This window comes from Martinezella sp. CNPSo 3959, assembly GCF_057784355.1.
In genome coordinates this window covers 747,470-769,706 of sequence record NZ_JBXSOV010000001.1, presented here as the reverse complement: position 1 = coordinate 769,706, position 22,237 = coordinate 747,470, and the positions used below count along the sequence as shown (strand labels likewise).

Sequence of the window (22,237 nt, the reverse complement as noted above, 5' to 3'; positions counted from 1 at the left end):
AGGAGAAATGGCATGACTGGAAGCAAATTCGTCTACGTCACCTTTATCCGCACCACCCAGGAAAAGCTCTGGTCGGCGCTGACCACGCCGGAATTCGTCAAGCAATACTGGTTCGACATGATCCACGAGACCGAGTGGAAGGTTGGATCGCCGTGGAAAATGCTCTTTCCGGATGGCCGCGTTGCCGACACGGGAGAAATAGCGGAATTGGACCCGCCACGGCGGCTTGCCATCAAATGGCGCAACGAGTGGCGCCCTGACCTGAAGGCCGAAGGCTGGTCGCGCTGCGTGATGGAGCTGGAGCCGGCGGACGGTGTCGTCAAGCTCACGGTCACCCATACAATCGAGGTCGAGAACTCGAAGCTGATCGAAGCCGTTTCCGGTGGATGGCCGAAGATCCTGTCCAACCTTAAATCGCTGCTGGAAACCGGCACGGTCGCCATCAGTCAGAAGTGAAATGATGCGTTATCCTGCGTTTTCCGGACGCCGTTGCTTTGACGGCGTCCCTCCTGGCGACCTGGGGCCTATTATTGGCGAAGTGTGCCCATTCGGAGATGCCTCCTTCATCTTGCAACGATCGTGAACCATCTTACCTTAGCCGTGCCGCTCTTGCTCTTGGCGGCTGTTGTTGGAGGATGATCGATGCGTTCACCCAAACTTTCTGCCGCCATTGCCGCGTCTTTTCTGGCTCTGGCGCCCGTTTCCGCTTCCGCCGAAATTGTCGGCAAGGTGGGCGTGGACTGGACGGGCAATGATATTCTGGTCGATGCCGTGCCGGACCCTGAGGTCTCGGGCATCACTTGCCACGTGACCTATTTCGACCGCAGCGTGATCGACCGGCTGCGTAAGGGCAACTGGTTCGAAGATCCTTCCAACAATTCCATCGCCTGCCGTCAGACCGGTCCGATCGAGATCGGCGATATCAACCTGTCCCAGAGCGGTGAGGAGGTATTTCGCGCCGGCCTGTCGCTCATCTGGAAGAAGCTGGTCGTCACCCGCATTTACGACAAGAAGAATGACACGCTCGTCTATCTTATCCATTCGCGGCAGTTGACGGATGGCTCCGCGAAGATGGCCATTTCGACGATCCCCTTGTTCGGCCAGCAGGTTACATGGAAAAACGGCAAGCCGAAATAATGGTATTATTATACCGCAAAATAGCTCGTAGAAAGATAATACCAAAAAAAGTCATACTCTTGGGTTGTCGAATTCCTTCTGGTTGCTTTCGGTTTGCACCTTTTTGATGCAATTTCAAAAGCGAACGGGAAGGCGACTCTCGCCTCTGTTCACGGCCTGCAATACCGCGTCCTTGGCTACACCCCTGCCAAAACCGGTTATAAAAAAAGCGACCGCCCTGGAGCTCGACTCCAGGGCGGTCTGTTTTGTAAGCCGACTATTGAAATCAGGCTGCCTGCGCCAACTGATCCGCAATGACCGTATCGAGGTTGAGGAAGCAGACCATGGTCTTTTCCAGCGCCACGATGCCGCGGCAAAAGGCGCGCTGCCCTTCGGGGATGATTTCCGGAGCCGGCTGCAGATCTTCGCTCTTGATGGTCATCATGTCGGATACCTGCTCTACCAGGAGACCGACGAGCTTACCCGCAATATCGGTAACGATGATTGCGGAGCGCTCCGAAGGTTCCGTCATCTTCATGCCGAGGCGGCAGGCCATATCGATGACCGGGATCACCGCACCGCGCAGGTTGATGAGGCCGAGCACGTAAGGCGGCGTATGCGGCATCGGCGTCACCGGCGCCCAGCCACGGATTTCGCGGATGGCCATGATGTCGATGCAGAACTCCTGGTCGCCAAGATGAAAGGAGACGATTTCCAGATAGGCGCCCGATTGCTTGATGGCGTTCGTCATGTTCGAGAACTTCCCGTTTGGCATCGCCGCCGGCGACGCTCGCGATTGAAGAGAGAGATCGGCTGGAGCGGCTTGGGCAGCGTCAGCATCCGGTGCTTTGGCGACAAAGACGCCTTGCTTCCGGCGGGCGTCATGCCCTTCTGGGATAAAGAGGTTCGCCGCGCTTTCGGGCAGTGGCCAAAAGCGAGTTCGACCGTTGAAGCAGATGTTGGCGCGGACTGGTTAGGATTGATTTAACATCAATGCAGATTTCATCCTGCCGGGCTTGAGGAGAGCGAGGAAACGAGCGGATCAGCGCGTGCAAGATATTCATTTCTATCCTGCGACGATTTCGGCCTCCTCTGAACATCTTCTTGAATTGCCTCCTCCACTTCGAGCCGTTACATCGGCTAGGGGGCGATCGCACTACACTTTCGGTGCGATCGTCCGTATTGGTGAGGAACAGCATTCATGAGAAGCGTGCGGATTGCAGTTTGGGTGGCCGTGTTGATCGTGGCCGGACTATTGGGCTGGTTTAGCTTTGGTGGCGGCAAGTCGCCGGAGGTTGCGGCATCCGGGCCTTATGGTGTCCCCTTCACGCTCGTTTCACAGAGCGGCCAGCCGATCAGCGAGCAGGCGTTCCGGGGCAAGCCCTCTGCCGTCTTCTTCGGCTATACGCATTGCCCCGATGTCTGCCCCACGACGCTATTTGAGTTGAATGGCTGGCTGCAGAAGGTCGATCCTGATGGCAGCAAGCTCAATGCCTATTTCGTGACCGTTGATCCCGAGCGCGATACGCCCGCCATCATGGACCAATATGTCTCCAACGTCTCGAAGCGGATAACAGGCATTTCTGGTGATCCCGCCAAGGTGATGAACATGATCAAGGGCTTTCGCGTTTATGCTAAGAAGGTGCCGGTCGACGACAAGCAGCCAAGCGGCGACTACACGATGGATCACACCGCTTCCGTCTTTCTGCTGGATTCGCAGGGGCGCTTTGCCGGAACCATCGCTTATGAGGAGGACCCAGATGTGGCGGTGAAGAAGCTGGAGAATTTGGTCAAGAAGGGATAGGGCCTGCATGGACGAGAGGAATAGCGGAAAGGGAAAATCCAGATCCATCCTGATCGCAGGTGCCGGGCCGGTTGGCCTTACTGTGGCTCTCGAACTCGCTCGTTATGGCTTCTTGCCGCGTATCGTCGATGATGGCGCCGGCCCGACGCCCACGGAAGAGAGCCGCGCGTTAGGCGTCAACGCCCGCACGCTGACGCTGCTGTCTCCTTCCGGCGCTGCAAACGAGATCCTTGCTGCTGCCCAGCCGATCGAGCGTTTTCGCGTCCGCTCGAATAAGAAAATTCTGATCCAGCTGGATACTCGAGAGGTGAAAGGCCGCTTCAGCGCTATTTGCGCGCTGCCGCAGGGCAATACCGAGCGCGTGCTGATGGAGGCGCTTTCCGCCTATGGCATCTCGCCCGAGTGGCAAACGGCCGTGATCGCGGAAGCCATGTCGGACGTTCAGAAGCCGGAGGTCACGTTGCGCCGGGCTGACGGTACGTCGGAAACAATGCGGCCGGACATATTGATCGGTGCCGATGGTGCCCATTCGGCGGTGCGCAAGGCGCTCGGTGCCGGCTTTCCAGGCGAGGCGCTGGAAGCTTATTTCTATCTTGCCGATTTTCGCTATGCGGAGCCGGTCGATACGCATTTCGGCGAGATATTGCTCTTCGATCCCGGCATGGTCGGCCGCCTACCTGTCTCCGACGGCATCATTCGCTACATCTCGACGCTGGAGGATTTCGAAAGCCGCATCGCGCATCCGGCTGCGGTTTCGGAAAAGATCTGGGCCTCGCAGTTTCGCATCCACTTCCGGCATGTCGAGCCGATGGCCAAGGGCAATGTCTTTCTTGCCGGCGATGCCGCCCATATTCATTCGCCGGCGGGCGCGCGCGGCATGAATCTCGGCATCGAAGATGCCTGCTGGCTTGCCTGGCTCATTGCGGAAGGCCGCGAACAGGAGTATTCGGCCTTGAGAATTCCGGCCGTAAAGAAGGTTTTGAAGCAGACCTACGGCCTGACACGATTGATAACGATGCAAAACCCGCTGGCAGTTGCGGCGCGAAATTTCCTTGCGCCGCTGTTGCTGCGCTTTGGCCCGGTCCGCCGGCAATTGCTTCGGGGTGTGGCCGGCTACGACACGCCGAAACCGCCCTGGATCGACTGGGCCGAATAAGAACGAGAAAGAGCGACGAGTTGAGCGAAATCCGCCTTTATGTGACGACGAACGAGAAGAAGGCCGGGCAGGTTCTGGACCTGATGACGCCGGTGTTCGAAGACGAAGAATTGCCGATCGCAACAACGGAGATCGACGAGAAGAGCGATGTCTGGGAAGCGTCGATCTATCTCTACGCTGCGGATGAAGATGAGGTCCGTGGTCGCTTCGAAGCGCTCCTGAAGCCGACTTTCGCCGATCTCATCGTTCAAAAGGAAGTGCTTCCCGATATCGACTGGATCGCCAAGTCGCTGGAAGGATTGAAGCCTGTGCGTGCCGGCCGCTTCCTCGTGCACGGCTCGCATGATCGCGACAAGGTCGGCTCCAGCGACATCGCCATCGAAATCGAAGCAGGACAAGCTTTTGGCACCGGTCACCATGGGACGACTGCTGGCTGCCTTGAGACGATCGAGAAGGTTGTTGCGAGCCGCCGCGTGCGCAACGCGCTCGATCTCGGGACGGGCAGCGGCGTGCTTGCGATTGCCGTGCGCAAGCTGCGCAACATTCCGGTTCTGGCGACCGATATCGATCCGATTGCCGTCCGCGTCGCGAAGGAAAATGTCCGCAGCAACGGCATCGCCTCGGGTGTCACGCTGGAGACGGCACCGGGATTCCATTCTACGGCCTTTTCCCGTCATGGACCGTTCGACCTGATCATCGCCAATATTCTGGCGCGTCCGCTCATCAAGATGGCGCCGCAGCTTGTGGCGCATCTGGCACCGGGCGGTTCGGTCATTCTGTCGGGTATTCTTGCCGAGCAGCGCTGGAAGGTTCTCGCTGCCTATAACGGTGCGCACCTGCGGCATGTACGCACGATCTGGCGCAACGGCTGGGTCACCATCCATCTCGACCGGCCCTGAGCCGGTCACTTCCCGCATCAATAATTGCAAAAATAAGAAAGGCGGTGCCGAAGCACCGCCTTCAGATCGGTTTTCACCGATCTTGCCCGCGAGCGTGTGGAGGAGGAGTGCTCAAGCGGGCTCTATGCGTTCTGATCATAATCCGAGGGAGGAGGAGAACCGGATTGCGATCGACTTGGAACGCGTAGATCGTAAACTTGTTAGCGGCGACCGCCGCGGCTGGCGCCGATTGCCTTTGCGGTTTCGACTTCGAGCTGACGAAGTGAGCCGACGGAATGGCGTACGGTGCGACGCTCGCCAGCCAGCGCCGGGCTAACATATGCGGAGCGAGAGATAGGCATTGTCTTAAGTCCTTGGTTTTGAGCTGGTTCTTCGTGAACCCCGTTTGATGCCGCGGATATAGCGACTCGCTCATCGGCGCGGCAGGGGGGCAGCTTCATGGGAGCTATGCGTAATATGCATGTTTCGTGCCGTGAAGTTGTCATAATCGGACTGGCATGCTCACGAAATGGGCGGATTCGTTAACGGCCCGACATGAGATAAGCTACTCTCACCTGGTGTGATATTGCAGTCATCGTACATAGCGTCTTAGAGATCGAAAATCACGTCGCACTTCCGATCGTGATGCTCTAACATACTGGCAATATTCAGTTTCACGAACTCTCCATCACTACCGGATCAGCCCATGTTTCAGTCTTTCGACGTCACTTCCACCCCGCAATTCGGCCGCGAGCGCGTCGCCGGCTTGCGTGCTGCCTTCGACGATCTCGGCATTGACGGCTTCCTCGTGCCGCGGGCTGACGAGTATCAAGGCGAGTATGTGCCCAAATGCTCGGAGCGTCTCGCATGGCTCACGGGCTTCACTGGATCGGCAGGTGTTGCGCTTATCACACACTCTCAGGCCGTGGTTTTCGTGGATGGCCGTTATGTGACGCAGCTTGCAGAGCAAGTGGATCGGAGCGTCTTCACCGGAGGCGATCTGGTGAACGAGCCGCCGCATGTCTGGCTGCCGCGTCACGCGAAGAAGGGTTTCCGGCTCGGCATCGATCCGTGGCTGCATACGGGGGCCGAAGTACGCCGACTGGAAAAGGCCTTGGCCGAGATCGACGGCAAGCTCGTCTTCCTGCCCCACAATCCGCTCGACAAGCTCTGGACCGACCGGCCGCCCGAGCCGCTGGGCAACGTTATCATTCAGGATATCGCCCAGGCCGGTATCCTCGCCAGGGACAAGCTTGCGACGATTGCAAACGGTCTCAAGGAAAAAAACCTCGAGGCGGCACTGATTACCGATCCGTCCTCTGTCGCCTGGATCTTCAATATCCGTGGCAGCGACGTGCCGCATACGCCGCATCCCTTGGCCCGCGCCATCATCTATGCGGAAGGTGAGGCGGAGCTCTTCCTCGACAAGCGCAAGACCAAGGTCGAGGCCGAAGCCTACCTCACGCAGATCTGCAAGCAGCTGCCGCCGTCGGAACTTACCAAGCGCCTGGCCGCTGCGGCCGCCAATGGCGGGCGCATCCTGGTCGACCCGGATCTTGCCTCCTACGCTCTGACCGACATCATCCGTCGTGAAGGTGGTGAGGTCGTGGAGGGCAATGATCCCGCCAAGCTGCCACGCGCCTGCAAGAATGCTGCCGAAATCAACGGCTCTGCGGCTGCCCATCTGCAGGATGGCGCCGCCATGGTCGAGTTCCTTTACTGGCTGGAGACAACCAAGCCTGGAACGGTGACGGAAATCGCTGCGGCGGAACGATTGGAAGCTTGCCGCGCCCGCGTCGGCGAAAGCATGCAAAACCCGCTGAAGGATATCTCCTTCGATACGATCTCGGGTGCTGGCGAACACGCGGCCATCATGCATTACCGCGTGACCACGGCGAGCGACCGGCTGATCCAGGCCGGAGAACTGTTCCTGATCGATTCAGGTGCGCAATATATCAACGGTACCACCGACATCACCCGTACAGTTGGCATCGGTGCCGTCTCTGAAGAGCAGAAGCGCCTCTTCACGCTGGTATTGAAGGGAATGATCGCCATCAGCACGGCACGTTTCCCGAAGGGTACCCGTGGCTGCGATCTCGATCCGCTGGCACGCATCGCGCTGTGGAAGGCTGGCGTCGATTTCGCCCATGGCACCGGCCACGGCGTCGGCTCCTATTTGTCCGTGCATGAGGGGCCGCAGCGCATTGCCCGCCTTGCCGTGCAGGAACTGCTTCCCGGCATGATCCTGTCCAATGAACCCGGCTATTATCGTCCGGGTCAATTCGGCATCCGCATCGAAAACCTGATCTATATCCGCGATCCGGAGGAGATCGAGGGGGGTGACATGCCGATGCTGGGCTTCGAGACTTTGACCTTCTGCCCGATCGATCGCGGCCTGGTCCTCGTCGAACTGCTGACGCATGAGGAGTTGCATTGGCTGAACGAGTATCACGCCCGGACGCGCGAAGCGCTGATGCCGCTGATCCATGATCACGACGTACGGGTGTGGCTGGAAAATGCCACGCTCGAGCTTAGCCATTGAGAAATATGGACCCCATCCCCTTTAAAAAAATGGGGATGGGTCCGCCTCAAGCGCCTATGAAATGGCGCCATGCCATGACGACGATCCATCCGGTGACGAGCATGTAAGTCGATGGGTAGCGCAGGCCGACGAGAAGAGCTGCGAGCATCGCCATCTTGATATCCCACCCGCCGATAAAGAAGGCGGGTGCGACGAGGGTCGTGAGTACAGCGGCGGGCACGGCATTGAGCGCTGCCTCGACGCGCGGCGGAATGCGGGTCATCTTGACGATCAGGATATAGCCGCCGATGCGCGTCAGAAAGGTCACTACGGCCGCAGCCGCAATCAGCAACACCATATGCGAATTGAAATCGAACATGGTCAGACCTCGTGGCTTTCGTGCGCGATATCAGGCTTGCGATTCGCTTTGACCGGCGGCAGCATTGCGGCAAGCGCGACGCCCGCCAATGCGCCGATGCTGACATGCCAGGGTGAGCCCACATAACGATGGGCAATGGCCGATGCCACGGCGCTGACGGCGACGACGGGCAGGAAGTTGTCGCGCGTGCGGAAGCCCATGACGATACCGAGGAAATAGACCGGCAGCAGAATATCGAGGCCGATGGCTTGGGGATCACCGATGAAACTGCCGAGAAGACCGCCGATCAAGCTCACCACCACCCAGGGAACATAGATCACCGCCGCAAAGCCGATGTACCAGGCGAAAGTCACCGGCTTGCCGCTTTCATGGCGCTTGATCGTCTCGGCGAATTGCGGATCGACCAGCAGGAAAAACGTGAAGAACTTCTCCACAGCGGAAAAGTGTCTGATATAGCGAGCGATCGCTGCCGAATAGAGCACATGGCGGAAGTTCACGGCGAGGATCGACAGCACGATGAGCCAGGCCTGAACATTGTGGCCGAAGAGATCGATCCCGACCATCTGGCTGGCACCGGCATAGACGGTGCCGCTCATCAGGGTCAGTTCGCTAAGGGACATGCCCTGATCGCGCGCCAACGCACCGAAGAGGGCGCCGAAAGGCGCTGCAGCGAGGCCGACGGGAATGCCACCCTTCAAGCCTTCAAGAAATTCCGCGCGACTCATGGTCCGCTTTGTCCTTTGTGGAAAATCCGGTGCTTTCGTCCGGATGTTGTGTCGAGGGCGCGCATTTCGCATGGAAACGACGATGGTTGTATCCTTGCGCATTTGTTGCCGCGCTGTTCAATGGCGGGAGGTGTAAGCCGTGCCTTTGGAGCCAGCAATTGAATTTCCTTGATGGATCAATTGATTTCCTTGATCCAGCCCTTGGAGCCCGCTCGCAAAATGGGAGATGGAAAGATGAAGAAGATCACCTTTTCGAAGGAGGAGAAGGCAGCCATGGTTGCACGCCTTCAGCGCTATTTCGCCGATGAGCTGGACCAGACGCTCGGCACCTTGCCTGCCGAATTCCTGCTCGATTTCTTCACCGCCGAGATCGGCCCTTACTATTACAATCAGGGTTTGCGGGATGCCCACGCGGCATTGATGAACAAGATGGAGGATTTCGGCGAGGCGATCTATCTGCTTGAGAAAGAGCCCGCCAAGAGCTGATGGCGCCTCACTTCTTCGGCTGGAAGGTATGCTCCAGTGCCGGAAAGATACGAGCCTTCACCTCTTCGGCATAGGCTTCCGCCGCTTTCGAGATCATGGGCGCCAGCTCCGCGAAGTGCTTGACGAAGCGCGGCTTGAAATCGTTGAACAGGCCGAGCATGTCGTCCGAAACGAGGATCTGCCCATCGCAGGCGGCAGATGCGCCGATGCCTATGGTGGGAATGGCAACGGCGGCGGTGATCTCACGGGCGAGCGGTTCGACCGTGCCTTCGATGACCATGGCGAAGGCACCGGCCTCCGAGATCGCCTTCGCATCGCGTCGGATCTTGGCAGCTTCCTTGTCGGAGCGGCCGAGCGAACGATAGCCGCCGGTCGTATTCACCTGCTGCGGCATGAGGCCGACATGGCCGAAGACTGGAATGCCGCGGCTTATCAGAAAGGCAACGGTGTCGGCCATCTCTTCGCCGCCCTCAAGCTTCACGCCATCGCAGCCTGTTTCCTTCAGGATGCGGGCGGCATTGCGAAAGGCTTGTTCCTTCGATTCCTGATAGGAGCCGAAGGGCATGTCGACGGTGACACAGGCATGCTTGGCGCCACGCATGACGGCCTGGCCGTGGGCGATCATCATGTCCAGCGTGACGCCGACGGTCGTTTCCATGCCGTAGAGCACCATGCCGAGGGAATCACCCACCAGAAGTAGGTCGCAATGCGGATCGAGCAGGCGGGCGATCGGCGTCGTATAGGCTGTCAGGCTGACGATGGGACGGGTGCCCTTCATCGCTTCGATGGCTGCCGGCGTCGTGCGCTTGGTGTGTCCGACGGTGCTCATTTCAGGCGACCCCTTCGTTGGCGGATTTGCTGCCGATAACCCTGTTGTCGAGCAGGCGGGTAGTGCCGATGCGGACGAACAAGGCGATGAGGATCGGCTGCCCCTGCAGTTTGGTCAGTGGTTCCAGCGTTTCGGGATGACGAACGGCGGCGACTTCCACGGTCGCGAGTGGCTCTTTTTCGATGAAGGCGCGGAGCGCCTCTTCGAGTGCTGCTGGATCGTCCGCGCCGAGATCGTAAAGCCTTGAGGCTTCCGCCAGTGCCTGGGGGATAACAACAGCGGTGGCACGCTCTTCCTTCGACAGATAGACGTTGCGCGATGACAGAGCCAGGCCATCTGCATCGCGAACGGTCGGTACCGGTACGACCCGGACAGGTTGGGCCAGGTCCTCGACCATGCGGCGGATGATTGTGATCTGTTGATAGTCCTTCTCGCCGAAATAGGCGCTGTCGGGCTGGACGATATTGAAGAGCTTGGTGACAACAGTGGCAACACCGGCGAAGTGTCCCGGTCGAACCGCACCTTCCAGTTCCGCCCCGAGCTTCGGCACGTCGACCACCGTTTCCATCGGTCGCGGATATATGTCGATGACACCGGGTGCGAAGAGAAAATCGACGCCGGCGTCACGCAGCATGGCACTGTCCCGCTCGAGATCGCGCGGATATTTCGCCAGATCCTCATTGGCGCCGAACTGAAGAGGATTGACGAAAATGGAGGTGACGACGACGTCGTTTTCGGCCTTGGCGCGAGAGACCAGTTCCATATGGCCGGCGTGCAGGTAACCCATGGTCGGCACCAGGCCGATTTTCCTGCCGGCTTTGCGGTGTTCGCCAAGCCGTTCGCGTAGAGCGGCTATCGTGTGAACGATCTCCATCGTGGCACTCCTCCCCAGGCAATGTCGTTTCCGTATCGCCGGTTTCCATCCCTCAAAATTGCCGGGACTTCTAACGTGTGCAGTGCGAAAAGGCAATTCGCCCGCACCACCAGCCACGGTTTCGCTTTCAGGCTATGAGGTTCGCAGGCCAATCCAAGGCGATTTAATCTCCGCTGCTGTGCTCCAAACAGAATCGCTCTCCCAAGGGGTGTCTGAGAGAGCGAAAACGAGACGATGCTGTTTTGCAGAGGCTAGACCGAGCGAGTCAGGCCGCCATCGACTTTGAGGTTTTGGCCGGTGATATACCCAGCGCCATCGGAGGCCAGAAAGGCGACGGTGGCGGCGATCTCGGCGCTAGTGCCATAACGTTGCATCGGCACGCTGTCACGGCGCTCTTCGGTCGCCGGCAGGCTATCGATCCAGCCGGGCAGTACATTGTTCATGCGTATGTTGTCGGCGGCGTAGGTATCGGCAAAAATCTTCGTGTAGGAGGCAAGGCCCGCTCGGAATACCGCCGATGTCGGGAACATTGCCGATGGCTCGAATACCCATGCCGTGGAGATGTTGATGATCGCGCCGGATTTCTGCTTCTGCATGATGGGAGCGATGAGGCGGACCGAACGGATGACGTTCATCAGATAGACGTCGAGGCCGGTGTGCCATTGCTCGTCGGTGATCTCAAGGATCGGGGCGCGCGGACCATGGCCGGCGCTGTTGACGAGCACATCGATCCGCCCCCATTTTTCCATCGTCGCATCGACCAGGCGCTTGAGATCGTCATTCGACTGATTGGAGCCGGTAACGCCGATGCCGCCAAGTTCCTGAGCCAGTGCCTCACCCTTTCCGGAGGAGGAGAGGATGGCGACATGGAAGCCATCGGCCGCAAGCCGTCTGGCACTTTCGGCGCCCATGCCGCTACCGCCCGCCGTGATGACAGCCACTTTTTCTATCGACATTTTCGGTTCCTCCTTCATCTTGTTCTGCTAGAACTGATTGCCTCGAAATTATCGATGAAATATCATCGTCTTCGCGCGAGAGCGAAGCAGATAAACTCCTGTTTGCCAGTAGAAAAACTATCGCATGAACGGTTCACCCAGTAAACTTCCCTCGCTGAACGGTCTGAAGGCATTCGAAGTGGCCGCGCGCCATCGCAGCTTCAGGCTCGCGGCCGAGGAGCTTAGGGTTACGCAGGGCGCTGTAGCGCAGCAGGTGCGCGGGCTGGAAGCCGAGCTTGGCGTAAAGCTGTTCGAGCGAATGCCGCGGACTTTGGCGCTAACGGGCGAGGGACGAGCGTACATCGCCGATATCAGGCGTGCCTTTGAAATTATCGCACAAGCGACCGGCGATCTCAGGCCGCAGCCCGTTAGGCTCACCATCAGCACCACGCCGACATTCGCGTCGAAATGGCTGATTCCGCGCCTGCCGGATTTTACCGCTCGTCATCCCGATCTCGATCTTCATATTCTTGCGACGGAACGCATGTCAGGCTTCCAGGCTGATGGAGTGGATCTTGCAGTCCGCTACGGACGACCGCCTTTCGGGCCGGGCCTGGCGACCGAACTGCTCTTCGAGCAAGAGATCATTGCCATTTGCAGCCCGGCATTGCTGCAGGACCGAAAGCCGCCGAAGACTGCGGAAGAACTTGCCGACTACGCGCTTCTTCATGATGCCCATAATTCCTGGCCCGAATTCATCGACAAGCATTTCGGGCGGGCGGCTCACGCCTCCTATAAAGGGATCAGCTTCAACCAGACATCGCATGCGATCGAAGCGGCGATCGCCGGGCAGGGAATCGTTCTGGCTAACCGCGATTTCGTGGCGCAAGATATGGCGGAAGGTCGCTTGACGCAAGTTATCCAGGGGTCGCTAAGTGGTCCATCCGATTTCTATCTCGTCTGGCCGCGCTATCGCAAGTCCGCAGCCCTGGAGACGGTTATCACCTGGATGAGAGGAGAAGCGAGCAGGAAATAGGGGATACCGCTCGCCTAATATTGCGAGCAGGTTTTTCAGGAATGAAATGCCCCTGGTTTTCGAAGGCGGCCCATCAGGCGCGGTCGCGCTGCCGAATGCTGCAATTGTCCTTCCGGGGTTAGCGCTTTCCTCAATCTTTTCCTGTTATCTGCAGCCATGGCGAAGATCGTGGCATTGGCTGCATATTTCTATCAGGCTGCGGTGGCTTTCGGGCTGCTGATCGCTGTGGCGCATCTGCTGACGCCAGCGGATTATGCCGCCTATTCGCTGTTCATCTCGATCAGCCAGTTTGCGGCGATCCTCTGCTTCGAATGGGTTCGCTTTGCCTGCAGTCGCTTCTATCCGGGGCAGGGGCTTGGGAGCGAGGCGCTGGAGCGCAAGGCGCTGACGTTAGAATTCGCGGCATGCTCGGCAATCTGCCTGATCGCCGCTTCCGTCTCGATCTTTTTTTCGGTCTCGGCAGAGATTGCCGTGCTTGGCGGCCTGGTTGCGATCTTCCAGGGTGGCAGCGACCTGCATCTTACCATGCTGCGCTTTCGTCAGGAATTTCGCGTCTTTTCGCGGCTGCAGGGTTCGCGTGCAACGATTCTGGCAATCGGTACGCTTGCGGGCGCAGCCGTTGCCCCGACCTTCACATGGACCGTCGCCGGCCTGATGGTCGGCTATCTTGCCTATGGGCTCCTTGCCGCATTTCTGACCCGCAACAGTCTTCACGAGGCGGCTTCGTTCGAGAGCGCCCTGGTACGAAAGCATTTCGTCTATGGCAGCGTCGCCGCGAGCGCCTCCGTTATCGGCATGCTGACACCGCTGGGATTGAAGTCCATCCTTACGGCCATGTTGGGAGCGGGTGGCGCTGCCGGCGCACTTCTGGCGCTTGATCTGCTGCAGCGACCCTTCATCCTGATCGTCTCTGCGCTGCAGGCCATTCAATATCCCGATGTCGTTACGACCTATGATCGCGATGGATCGACGCCCGCCTTTACCAAGCAGCTCGGAGAATATTATTCGCTGCTGACCGGTCTGACGCTGATGACGGCCGCCGGCATTTTTGCCCTGCTGCAACCGGTCGGGCAACTGGTGATTGCCGCGAGTTTGCGCAACGAATTTCTTGCCGTCGCCCCCTTTGTCATCGGCCTTGCGACATGCCGTGCGCTGACGGCCAATATGCTGCCCACCCCTGCGCATCTACAGCACCGGTTGCTGACGATCTTTCTGCTCGCGGCACTGGATTGCGTATTGCTGAATGCAGGCACGATCATCGGCGGCTATCTTGGCTCTTACGATGATGCTGCGCTTATGGCCGGTGGCATGATCGGCGCGCTGTGTGCCATGGTGATCGGTGTCAAGGTGATGATGTCCCTTGCCTTCGATTTCGTCTGGCCGCCCGTTATCCTGTCCGCCATAGGGCTCGCCCTGCCGGTGCTAGCAACGATCGGCTTTGGGTATTCGCTATGGATATTCGTGGCCGGGGGCGTGGTTGGCGGCGCGCTCTTCTGCCTGCTCGGCCTCTACAGCTATTTCGTCATTATGTTCCGGCGGCAAGCTCCGCTATAAAGCCTCTCAAAGCGTTTCCAGCATGGAGAGGACGCGATCTGCGCTGCCGTCCCATGAAAAGCGCTTGATGTTCTCGTAGCCGCGCCGGCGCAGATCTTCGCGGAGCGTCTCATCCGTCACGATCCTGCGCATGGCATCGAGGAGCTCGTCCTGTCGGAATGGATCGAAGTAGAGTGCGGCATCGCCCGACGCCTCGCGCACCGCAGGAATATCGGCCGCAAGCACCGGGCAGCCTTGAGTCATTGCTTCCAATGGCGGGATGCCGAAACCTTCGTAGAGGCTCGGAAAAACGAAAGCCGTGGCATGGCGCTCCAGCGCGGCGATTTCCGCGTCGGCGAGCCGGCCGGGGAAAAGCAGGCTGTCGTTCGATTGCTGGCTGTCCGATTTGAACACGGTCGGTGCGGAGCCGCCCACGACGACGAGCTTCTGATTGGTATCCTTGAGCGCCTCGAAAGCACGGATGGCGAAATCGAGGTTCTTGTTGGGTTTCATTGTTCCCACAAGCAGGAAGAAGCCGTTCGTTTTCAGGCCAAGTCGCAGCATGACGGCCTCATCCGGCTCGATGGCGGCATAGTGATCGACGGCATTGTAGACGACGTCGATACTACTCGATGGCACCCGGAAGACGGAGGCGAGCTCCTGCCGCGAGAATTCCGAGACGGTGCCGATCTTGGCGGTGCGCGTCAGCACGGTTCCGAGGGCGCCATGCAGCAGGCGGTAGCTGCGTTTAAAGGACTGCGGATGGCGGAAGATCGTCACGTCATGGATGACGACGGCCTGGCGGCGATGCAGAAGCGGGCCGCTGCCGCCGAAGCCGATGAGCCGGCTGCCGCGCGAGCGGGAAAGCAGCGACGTCTGCTCCCAAACGTGACCTGGCCCAGCGCCGAATTCGTCGATTTCGATAGCGGAGAGCTTGAGATCGACGGGCGTGTTGCGCGGCACGGCCAGCCGCCAGCGCACGCCATTCAGAGAGGCTGGCAGGGAGCCTGCGGAAATCTTGCGATCGAGCGCCAGCGTCAGTTCGCGCGCGAAGCGCTGCACGCCCGAAAGGGGCTGGCCGAGGAAACGCCCATTGATGACGATAGATTGCACGCGCAAAACCCGATATTGCATTGATCGGGAACAGCTTGCATCATTTTGTTTAGAGAAGGTTTAGCTGGACTTGCGCGATTTTACGCAAGCGCATCCTTGCTGCTGATTACGGCAACACCACGGGCTCGCATCTCGTCGATTGCCGATTTGACGCCGGCGGGATCGATGCCTCGGCTGGCATCCTCGATGAAGCGGACGGTAACGCCAGGCAGCATTTCAACGGCATCGAGTGCCGAGAATTTCACGCAGTAATCGGTCGCCAAGCCGCAAAGATCGAGTTCGGTGACGCCTTTGTTGCGCAGATAGGCGGCAAGGCCGGTCAGGGCTGCCTGATCGTTGTCGCGGAAGGCGGAATAGCTGTCGACTGCAGGGTTCTGGCCCTTCTGCTGGATGAAATCGACGGAGGTCAGATGAAGGTCGGGATGGAACGCGGCGTCTTCTGTATTCTGGACGCAGTGATCGGGCCACATCATCTGCGGCTTGCCCGAGAGCATGCCGATTTCAAAGGGTTTCTTGCCGGGATGGGAGGAGGCGAAGCTGCCATGACCGGCTGGATGCCAATCCTGTGACGCGATGATGAGATCGTATTTGCCGCTGTCTATGAGCTCATTGGCAATGGGCACGATCTCATCGCCTTCAGGCACTGGAAGATTGCCGCCAGGGCAGAAGCCGTTCTGGATATCGATGAGCAGCAGCGCTTTCATGAGGCCTGTCCTTCCATTTTGTTGCGCTGCACGATGCCAAGCTGCGCGTTTCGGATCAAGCCCTGTGCGCCTCGCCGATGAAGGCGGCGAGGCGCGATGGTTTGTAAAGGCTTATGCCGGCTTGTGGCCTTTGAGGCCATAGAAGGCAATATAGACGTAGCAGATGATCGGCATCAGGAAGGCGAGGTGAATGCCGATCGTATCGGCAAGGCCGCCCTGGATAACAGGCAGGATCGCGCCGCCGACGATGGCAAGGCAAAGAATGCCCGAGCCTTGGCTCGTATATTTGCCGAGGCCATGCAGCGCCAGGCTGAAGATCGTCGGGAACATGATCGAGTTGAACAGACCGATCGCCAGCACGGACCACATGGCGACGTGGCCTGTCGTCAGCACCGTCACCAGCAGAAGGATGATCGCAATGGCGGCATTGAAGGCGAGTGCCTTGCCATCATCGATGTGGCGCATGATTGCCGAGCCGACGAAGCGTCCGACCATCGCGCCGCCCCAGAAATAGGAGACGTAGTGGGCGGCATCGGACTCGGAGAGATGGGCGATATCGGGCTGGCTCAGGAAGTTCACCAGGAAGCTGCCGACGCTGACTTCGGCGCCGACATAAACAAAGATGCCGACAGCGCCGAGCACGAGATGGCGGTACTGCCAGGCGGAGCCGCCGCCGCGCATCGGCTCGACGGTTTCTTCATCTTCGACCTCAGGCAGCTTCAATGCGGCAAAGACGGCAGCAAGCACCAGGAACGCGGCGGCAAGAAGCAGGTAGGGGAACTTGACCGCACCGGCCTCGGCAAGCCGCATGGCGTCGAGCTGCTCCGGCGTCGCGTTGGCGGCCGCAACAGTCGCGGCGGACAGGATAAGCATGGCGCCGAAGTAAGGTGCAATCGTCGTGCCGAGGGAGTTGAAGGCTTGCGTCAGGTTCAGACGGCTGGCGGCCGTATCCGGCGGTCCCAATACGGTGACATAGGGGTTGGCGGCGACCTGCAGGATCGTGATGCCGGTGGCGAGCACGAAAAGCGCGCCCAAGAAAAGGGCGTAGATTCGGTAGGTGGCGGCCGGAATGAACAGGGCGCAGCCGACAGCCGCGATCGCGAGGCCGACAACGATACCCCATTTATAGGTGATGCGCTTCACGAGCGTGCCGGCAGGCAGCGATATGATGGAGTATGCGCCGAAAAAGCAAAGCTGGATGAGCATTGCCTGGGTGTAATTGAGCTGAAAGACGCTTTTCAGGTGCGGGACCAGAATATCGTTCAGGCAGGTGATGAAGCCCCACATGAAAAAGAGTGAGGTGAGTGCGATAAGCGCGAATTGGTAATTGCCCTGGCCTTGGTGTGCGGATGCACGCGCGCTGGTGGGCGCAGAGCTTGTTGCTGAGCCAGCCACTTTTTTATCCTCGGTTTTTGTTGTTACCAGGCTTCGAGATTCGAGCCGGACGAAAAGCCCGAACGGGCCGAAAGAAGAACTGGCGGCGGCTTGCCGAGATACCCGCGGGAAACGCAGAATCCCGAAGCCGCTTCAATCGATATAATCGATTGGATTATCATTGGTAGCTTGCTAGGCATGCGGATTCTGCAATGCTGCAATGCAATCGCTTGCAAGAGTGGAATGTCTAGCCATGCCTTCCGGCTTTTGGGCGGCCTCTTCGATTGGGGCCGCTGCCGACGTCAGTCGAGGCTATGCAAATAGCCGAGAACGGCGCGTTTCACGCGCAGAGCCAGCTGGTTTTTATCCGTGTCGCCATGGTCCCCTGCGGCATCGACCATTCCCTTGATGATGGCGACCACGTCGCGGCTTGCCACTTCTATATCGGCCTGCGGCGGCAAATCCGGTCGCAGCAGGGTTGCACGCGTGAGCTCGAAGAATCGCCGTTTGACTGCTTCGGTGGCGGCATCGAGCGGCAGCCGCGCCTCCTCGAAATCGAGCAAGCGGGCAAGCGCCGGCCGGCGAAGCTGCTGCTCGACGCAAGGGAGGATGAGCGCCGATAGGGCCTCGCTGCCGGTAGGCCTGTCGGCGGCAATTTCCGCCTCTGCGACGAGGCGGGAAGTCTCGCGCAGGATCAAGGCTCCGATCAGCGCATCCTTGCGTGGAAAATACTGATAGAGCGAGCCGACGCTGACGCCGGCTTTCTCCGCGACGGCATTGGTGGAGAAGGCTTCATGGCCGCGCTCTTCCAAAATGCGAGCCGCAGCCTCCACGATGGCTTCGACCGTTGCGAGCGAGCGGGCTTGCTTTGGCGCTTTTCTCGGCGCGGGACGGCTATGGAGCGGACTTTCGGGCATGTTCCTGGAATGCGAGTAGCAAAAAGCGAATTATCGCTCATATTACAGGCCGCGACCCAACGAAACAAGCATTTCAGCGAACATGCCGGGATTGAGTTCCCAGGCAGGGCGGAGAGCGCTTGTGCGAACGACAAGGGAATTGACGCATGTCCAACGAAATTAGATCAGCGATCGTAACCGGCGCATCAAAGGGCATCGGCGCCGCCATTGCGAAGCAGCTTGCCGCCGACGGCTTTCAGATCGTCGTCAATTACGCATCGAGTTCCGAAGAGGCCGCCGATGTTGTCGCCGGTATCGCCGCGGCGGGTGGTCGCGCGATTGCGGTCCGTGCGGATGTCGCCGATGCCGCGGCCGTGACCGCATTGTTCGATCGCGCCGAAGCGGAGTTCGGAAAGGTCGACGTGCTCGTTAACAATGCCGGGATCAGCAAATTCTCGCCACTGGCCGAGGTTTTGGATGAGGATTTTCGGCAGCAGGTTGCCGTCAATCTGACGGGCACCTTCAATGGAATGCGAGAAGGGGCGAGGCGGGTGCGCGATGGCGGCCGCATCATCAATCTCTCCACTAGCATTATCGGTCACTACCCCCCCGGCAACGGCGTTTACGCGGCGACCAAAGCGGCGGTGGAGGCGATGACCCATATCCTTGCGAAGGAACTCGGCCCACGCGGCGTCACGGTCAATGCAGTCGCGCCGGGGCCGATCGCGACCGAATTGCTGTTCAAGGGGCGGTCCGAGGCGCTGATCCAGCGGCTGATAAACGACATCCCGCTCGGGCGCCTCGGGCTGCCGGAGGATATCGCCCAGATCGTATCGTTTCTGGCCGGCTCGCATAGTGGCTGGGTCAACGGACAGATCATCAGGGCAAATGGCGGGCGCAACTAAAGTGGCGCAGCGCGGCGCAAGAGCCTTTGCGGCAGAAGGATCGTCTCCTCGGGCTTGACCCGAGGATCCAAGCACAAGCCTCTTTGTTGCGTAATTGATTGCCGTGTCAGACGACTTTGTCGCCGCCCAGAACGCGGCGCTCTCGTTCGTGCCTCAAATAGACAACACGAATTTGATGGGAAGCCTGTGCGTGGATCCTCGGGTCAAGCCCGAGGATGACGGAGCGCGGGGGAGGCAAGAGGCCGCATAATCAGCCTCTTATCTTAGCGGTTGCACCGATAGGCAGCCTCTGGTCCCAAACTAGATGGCCGACCTTTTACCGCTAAACCCGCTCCACAAACCCATCCAACACCCTTTTCTGCCCCGCGCGGTCGAATTCGATGGTCAGCTTGTTGCCCTCGATTTCCGAGACGTTGCCGTTGCCGAACTTGATGTGGAAGACGCGGTCGCCGATGGCGAATTTGGAGGGTTCGGCGGAGGTGGATTTGGCCACCAGCTCGCCGTCGATGGTGCGCACCTTGGGGCCGCTCTCGCCATAGCCGATGCGCTCGACGGCGTGGCCGGAGCGGCTGCCCCAGTTGTCGCGGGTTGCATCGTTGCGGTTGGCCTGGGCGCGTTTCCAGCCGGGCGTGGAATAGGTGTTGGCGAAGGGATCTGCCTTGTCGAAGCGTGACTGGCCGTAGCCGCCGCGGCCATATCCGCCATAGGATTGTTCGACTTCGGCGACCTGAACATGCATTTCCGGCAGTTCGTCGAGGAAGCGGGAGGGGATCGTGGATTGCCAGAGACCGTGGATGCGGCGGTTGGAAACGAACCAGATGTGGCAGCGGCGCTTGGCGCGGGTGATGCCGACATAGGCGAGGCGGCGCTCTTCCTCCAGCCCGGCGCGACCGCTTTCGTCGAGCGAGCGCTGGTGTGGAAACAGGCCTTCTTCCCAGCCGGGCAGGAACACGGTGTCGAATTCCAGACCCTTGGCGGAGTGCAGCGTCATGATGGAGACGGCGTCGAGATTCTCGTTCTGCTCGGCATCCATGACGAGGGCGACGTGTTCGAGGAAGCCGCGCATGGACTCGAAGCTGTCCATGGAGCGGATGAGTTCTTTCAGGTTTTCCAGGCGCCCCGGCGCTTCCGCCGATTTGTCGTTCTTCCACATGTCCGTATAGCCGGACTCTTCGAGGATCTGCTCGGCAAGATCGGTATGCGGCGTGTTTTCGAGCAGCCCCTGCCAGCGGCGGAAGGATTGGACGACGTCGAACAGCGCCTTGCGCGCCTTCGGCTTCATCTCGTCCGTCTCGATGATGTCGGCCGCTGCCGCCAGCATCGGGATATCGCGCACACGGGCATAATCATGCAGGGCGCGAACCGTGGTATCACCGAGGCCGCGCTTCGGTGTGTTGATGATGCGCTCGAAGGCGAGATCGTCGGCCGGCTGGCAGACGAGACGGAAATAGGCCATGGCATCGCGGATTTCGAGGCGCTCGTAGAAACGCGGGCCGCCGACGACGCGATAGTTCAGGCCGAGCGTGACGAAGCGGTCTTCGAACTCGCGCATCTGGAACGAGGCGCGCACGAGGATGGCGATGTCGTTGAGATTGTGCTTGTTGCGCTGCAGCTGCTCGATCTCTTCGCCGATCGCGCGCGCTTCCTCCTCGGAATCCCAGGAGGCATGCACCTGCACCTTTATATCGTCCGGATCGGAGCGGTCGGTGAACAGCGTCTTGCCGAGCCGGCCCTCATTATGGGCGATCAGATGCGCGGCAGCGCCGAGAATATGTTCGGTGGAGCGATAGTTGCGCTCGAGCTTGATGACCTTGGCGCCCGGAAAATCCTTCTCGAAGCGCAGGATGTTGTCGACCTCAGCACCGCGCCAGCCATAGATCGACTGGTCGTCGTCGCCGACGCAGCAGACATTCTGCTGCTCGCCCTTCTGCCGCTGCGCCAGCAGGCGAAGCCACATATATTGCGCCGTGTTGGTGTCCTGATATTCGTCGACCAGGATGTAGCGGAAGCGCTGGTGATAATCCTTGAGGATATCTGGATTCTGCCGGAACATATTGATCGGATGCAGCAGGAGATCGCCGAAGTCGCAGGCGTTCAGCGTTTTCAGGCGGTTCTGGTAGGCGGCATAGAGTTCGCGGCCCTTGCCGTTGGCGAAGGCGCGCGCGTCGCCTTCCGGAATATCAGCGGGGCTGAGGCCCTTGTTCTTCCAGGTATCGATCATGCCGGCAAACTGCTTGGCCGGCCAGCGCTTGTCGTCGAGCCCTTCCGCCTGGATCAGTTGCTTGATCAGGCGAATGACATCGTCCGTGTCGAGAATGGTGAAGCTGGAGGTGAGGCCCACCAGCTCGGCATGACGGCGCAAAAGCTTGACACCGATCGAGTGGAAGGTGCCGAGCCAGGGCATGCCTTCGACCGCGCCGCCGACGAGCAGCGCGATGCGTTCCTTCATCTCACGGGCCGCCTTGTTGGTGAAGGTGACCGCGAGGATCTGGCTGGGGAAGGCGCGGTTGGTGGAGAGGATATGAGCGATGCGCGTCGTCAGCACGCGCGTCTTGCCGGTGCCTGCGCCGGCAAGCACCAGAACAGGCCCGTCGAGCGTTTCCACGGCTTCCGTCTGCTCGGCATTAAGGCCGGAAAGATAATCCGGCCGGCGGCCGCTGTCGCGTGCCGCCATGGCGCGTGCCGCGATGCCGCCGCCAATGCTGCCGGCAGCCGGCGCGGAACGGCGCGGTGCTGTGTGCTCCGGCTCCTCGTCAAAGAAGGGAATGTCGTCATGTCCAATGGTCATGCGGCCCAATGTAATGATTCTACCCCGAAAGGCAAAAGAAACGGGCCGAAATTAGAACAAAAAGTGCACATTCGCAGCTCTTGATGCGCGTTTTGCATCACGGAGCGGACATGCCGACGAGCCTGTAAAACGTGTCGTTGTCTCACCGAAGATTACAACTTTGTTTGTACCTAAATTGTGGTTTA

General features: G+C 59.5%; 22 protein-coding genes. 10 read left to right on the top strand and 12 right to left on the bottom strand.

What is annotated here, in order from left to right:
* Window positions 1–12 precede the first annotated feature (12 nt).
* On the top strand, window positions 13–456 hold the full coding sequence (locus tag AC13RE_RS03910; protein WP_132716981.1) for an SRPBCC family protein: 444 nt from the start codon (window positions 13–15) through the stop codon (window positions 454–456).
* 186 nt (window positions 457–642) lie between these two features.
* Window positions 643–1,137, top strand: a complete 495-nt coding sequence (locus AC13RE_RS03905) for a CreA family protein (RefSeq protein WP_015340334.1) — start codon at window positions 643–645, stop codon at window positions 1,135–1,137.
* Window positions 1,138–1,402: 265 nt separating this feature from the next.
* Here AC13RE_RS03905 and AC13RE_RS03900 read toward each other — a convergent pair whose 3' ends face one another.
* Window positions 1,403–1,867, bottom strand: a complete 465-nt coding sequence (locus AC13RE_RS03900; RefSeq protein ID WP_015340333.1) for a chemotaxis protein CheW — start codon at window positions 1,865–1,867, stop codon at window positions 1,403–1,405.
* A 450-nt stretch (window positions 1,868–2,317) separates the two neighbouring features.
* Here AC13RE_RS03900 and AC13RE_RS03895 point away from each other — a divergent pair, with 450 nt between their 5' ends.
* From AC13RE_RS03895 to AC13RE_RS03885, 3 genes are read left to right on the top strand one after another with little or no spacing between them, the layout of a single operon-like run.
* Window positions 2,318–2,920, top strand: coding sequence for an SCO family protein (locus AC13RE_RS03895; RefSeq protein ID WP_132716979.1), 603 nt, complete (start codon window positions 2,318–2,320; stop codon window positions 2,918–2,920).
* A gap of 7 nt (window positions 2,921–2,927) precedes the next feature.
* Window positions 2,928–4,076: an FAD-dependent oxidoreductase gene (locus tag AC13RE_RS03890; RefSeq protein ID WP_488562016.1), complete on the top strand. Its 1,149-nt coding sequence runs from the start codon at window positions 2,928–2,930 to the stop codon at window positions 4,074–4,076.
* Window positions 4,077–4,096: 20 nt separating this feature from the next.
* A complete protein-coding gene (locus tag AC13RE_RS03885; protein WP_488562015.1) occupies window positions 4,097–4,975 on the top strand; it encodes a 50S ribosomal protein L11 methyltransferase in 879 nt (292 codons plus the stop codon).
* Window positions 4,976–5,175: 200 nt separating this feature from the next.
* On the opposite strand, the gene AC13RE_RS03880 is transcribed toward AC13RE_RS03885, so the two are convergent.
* Complete coding sequence (locus AC13RE_RS03880; protein ID WP_162711788.1) at window positions 5,176–5,316, bottom strand: hypothetical protein; 141 nt, start codon at window positions 5,314–5,316, stop codon at window positions 5,176–5,178.
* A gap of 344 nt (window positions 5,317–5,660) precedes the next feature.
* Here AC13RE_RS03880 and AC13RE_RS03875 point away from each other — a divergent pair, with 344 nt between their 5' ends.
* Window positions 5,661–7,496: an aminopeptidase P family protein gene (locus tag AC13RE_RS03875; protein ID WP_488562014.1), complete on the top strand. Its 1,836-nt coding sequence runs from the start codon at window positions 5,661–5,663 to the stop codon at window positions 7,494–7,496.
* A gap of 46 nt (window positions 7,497–7,542) precedes the next feature.
* On the opposite strand, the gene AC13RE_RS03870 is transcribed toward AC13RE_RS03875, so the two are convergent.
* Window positions 7,543–7,854, bottom strand: a complete 312-nt coding sequence (locus AC13RE_RS03870) for an AzlD family protein (RefSeq protein WP_488562013.1) — start codon at window positions 7,852–7,854, stop codon at window positions 7,543–7,545.
* Window positions 7,855–7,856: 2 nt separating this feature from the next.
* Window positions 7,857–8,579, bottom strand: coding sequence for an AzlC family ABC transporter permease (locus AC13RE_RS03865; protein WP_488562012.1), 723 nt, complete (start codon window positions 8,577–8,579; stop codon window positions 7,857–7,859).
* Between the two features lie 234 nt (window positions 8,580–8,813).
* Here AC13RE_RS03865 and AC13RE_RS03860 point away from each other — a divergent pair, with 234 nt between their 5' ends.
* A complete protein-coding gene (locus AC13RE_RS03860; protein WP_488562011.1) occupies window positions 8,814–9,065 on the top strand; it encodes a DUF2164 domain-containing protein in 252 nt (83 codons plus the stop codon).
* 7 nt (window positions 9,066–9,072) lie between these two features.
* Here AC13RE_RS03860 and panB read toward each other — a convergent pair whose 3' ends face one another.
* The 3 genes from panB to AC13RE_RS03845 form a co-directional block, all read right to left on the bottom strand.
* On the bottom strand, window positions 9,073–9,894 hold the full coding sequence (gene panB / locus AC13RE_RS03855) for a 3-methyl-2-oxobutanoate hydroxymethyltransferase (RefSeq protein ID WP_488562010.1): 822 nt from the start codon (window positions 9,892–9,894) through the stop codon (window positions 9,073–9,075).
* A 1-nt stretch (window position 9,895) separates the two neighbouring features.
* Window positions 9,896–10,768: a pantoate--beta-alanine ligase gene (panC, locus tag AC13RE_RS03850; RefSeq protein ID WP_488562009.1), complete on the bottom strand. Its 873-nt coding sequence runs from the start codon at window positions 10,766–10,768 to the stop codon at window positions 9,896–9,898.
* Window positions 10,769–11,019: 251 nt separating this feature from the next.
* Window positions 11,020–11,724: an SDR family oxidoreductase gene (locus tag AC13RE_RS03845; RefSeq protein WP_488562008.1), complete on the bottom strand. Its 705-nt coding sequence runs from the start codon at window positions 11,722–11,724 to the stop codon at window positions 11,020–11,022.
* Between the two features lie 124 nt (window positions 11,725–11,848).
* Between AC13RE_RS03845 and gcvA the strand changes: the two genes are divergently transcribed.
* Entirely contained in the window at window positions 11,849–12,739 is an 891-nt protein-coding gene (gene gcvA, locus AC13RE_RS03840) for a transcriptional regulator GcvA (RefSeq protein WP_488562007.1), read from the top strand.
* 168 nt (window positions 12,740–12,907) lie between these two features.
* The gene (locus AC13RE_RS03835; protein WP_488562006.1) at window positions 12,908–14,293 is read left to right on the top strand and encodes a hypothetical protein; all 1,386 of its coding nucleotides are present in this window, start codon (window positions 12,908–12,910) and stop codon (window positions 14,291–14,293) included.
* A 6-nt stretch (window positions 14,294–14,299) separates the two neighbouring features.
* Here the strand turns inward: AC13RE_RS03835 and AC13RE_RS03830 are convergent, their stop codons facing one another.
* From AC13RE_RS03830 to AC13RE_RS03815, 4 genes are all read right to left on the bottom strand, one after another.
* Window positions 14,300–15,385: a glycosyltransferase family 4 protein gene (locus AC13RE_RS03830; protein ID WP_488562005.1), complete on the bottom strand. Its 1,086-nt coding sequence runs from the start codon at window positions 15,383–15,385 to the stop codon at window positions 14,300–14,302.
* An 80-nt stretch (window positions 15,386–15,465) separates the two neighbouring features.
* A complete protein-coding gene (gene pncA, locus AC13RE_RS03825; RefSeq protein WP_488562004.1) occupies window positions 15,466–16,089 on the bottom strand; it encodes a bifunctional nicotinamidase/pyrazinamidase in 624 nt (207 codons plus the stop codon).
* 111 nt (window positions 16,090–16,200) lie between these two features.
* Window positions 16,201–17,484: a sugar MFS transporter gene (locus AC13RE_RS03820; RefSeq protein ID WP_488562003.1), complete on the bottom strand. Its 1,284-nt coding sequence runs from the start codon at window positions 17,482–17,484 to the stop codon at window positions 16,201–16,203.
* A 281-nt stretch (window positions 17,485–17,765) separates the two neighbouring features.
* The gene (locus AC13RE_RS03815; RefSeq protein WP_488562002.1) at window positions 17,766–18,380 is read right to left on the bottom strand and encodes a TetR/AcrR family transcriptional regulator; all 615 of its coding nucleotides are present in this window, start codon (window positions 18,378–18,380) and stop codon (window positions 17,766–17,768) included.
* A gap of 146 nt (window positions 18,381–18,526) precedes the next feature.
* Here AC13RE_RS03815 and AC13RE_RS03810 point away from each other — a divergent pair, with 146 nt between their 5' ends.
* On the top strand, window positions 18,527–19,264 hold the full coding sequence (locus AC13RE_RS03810; RefSeq protein ID WP_132716964.1) for an SDR family oxidoreductase: 738 nt from the start codon (window positions 18,527–18,529) through the stop codon (window positions 19,262–19,264).
* Window positions 19,265–19,586: 322 nt separating this feature from the next.
* On the opposite strand, the gene AC13RE_RS03805 is transcribed toward AC13RE_RS03810, so the two are convergent.
* Window positions 19,587–22,052: an ATP-dependent helicase gene (locus tag AC13RE_RS03805; RefSeq protein WP_488562001.1), complete on the bottom strand. Its 2,466-nt coding sequence runs from the start codon at window positions 22,050–22,052 to the stop codon at window positions 19,587–19,589.
* Window positions 22,053–22,237: the final 185 nt, after the last annotated feature.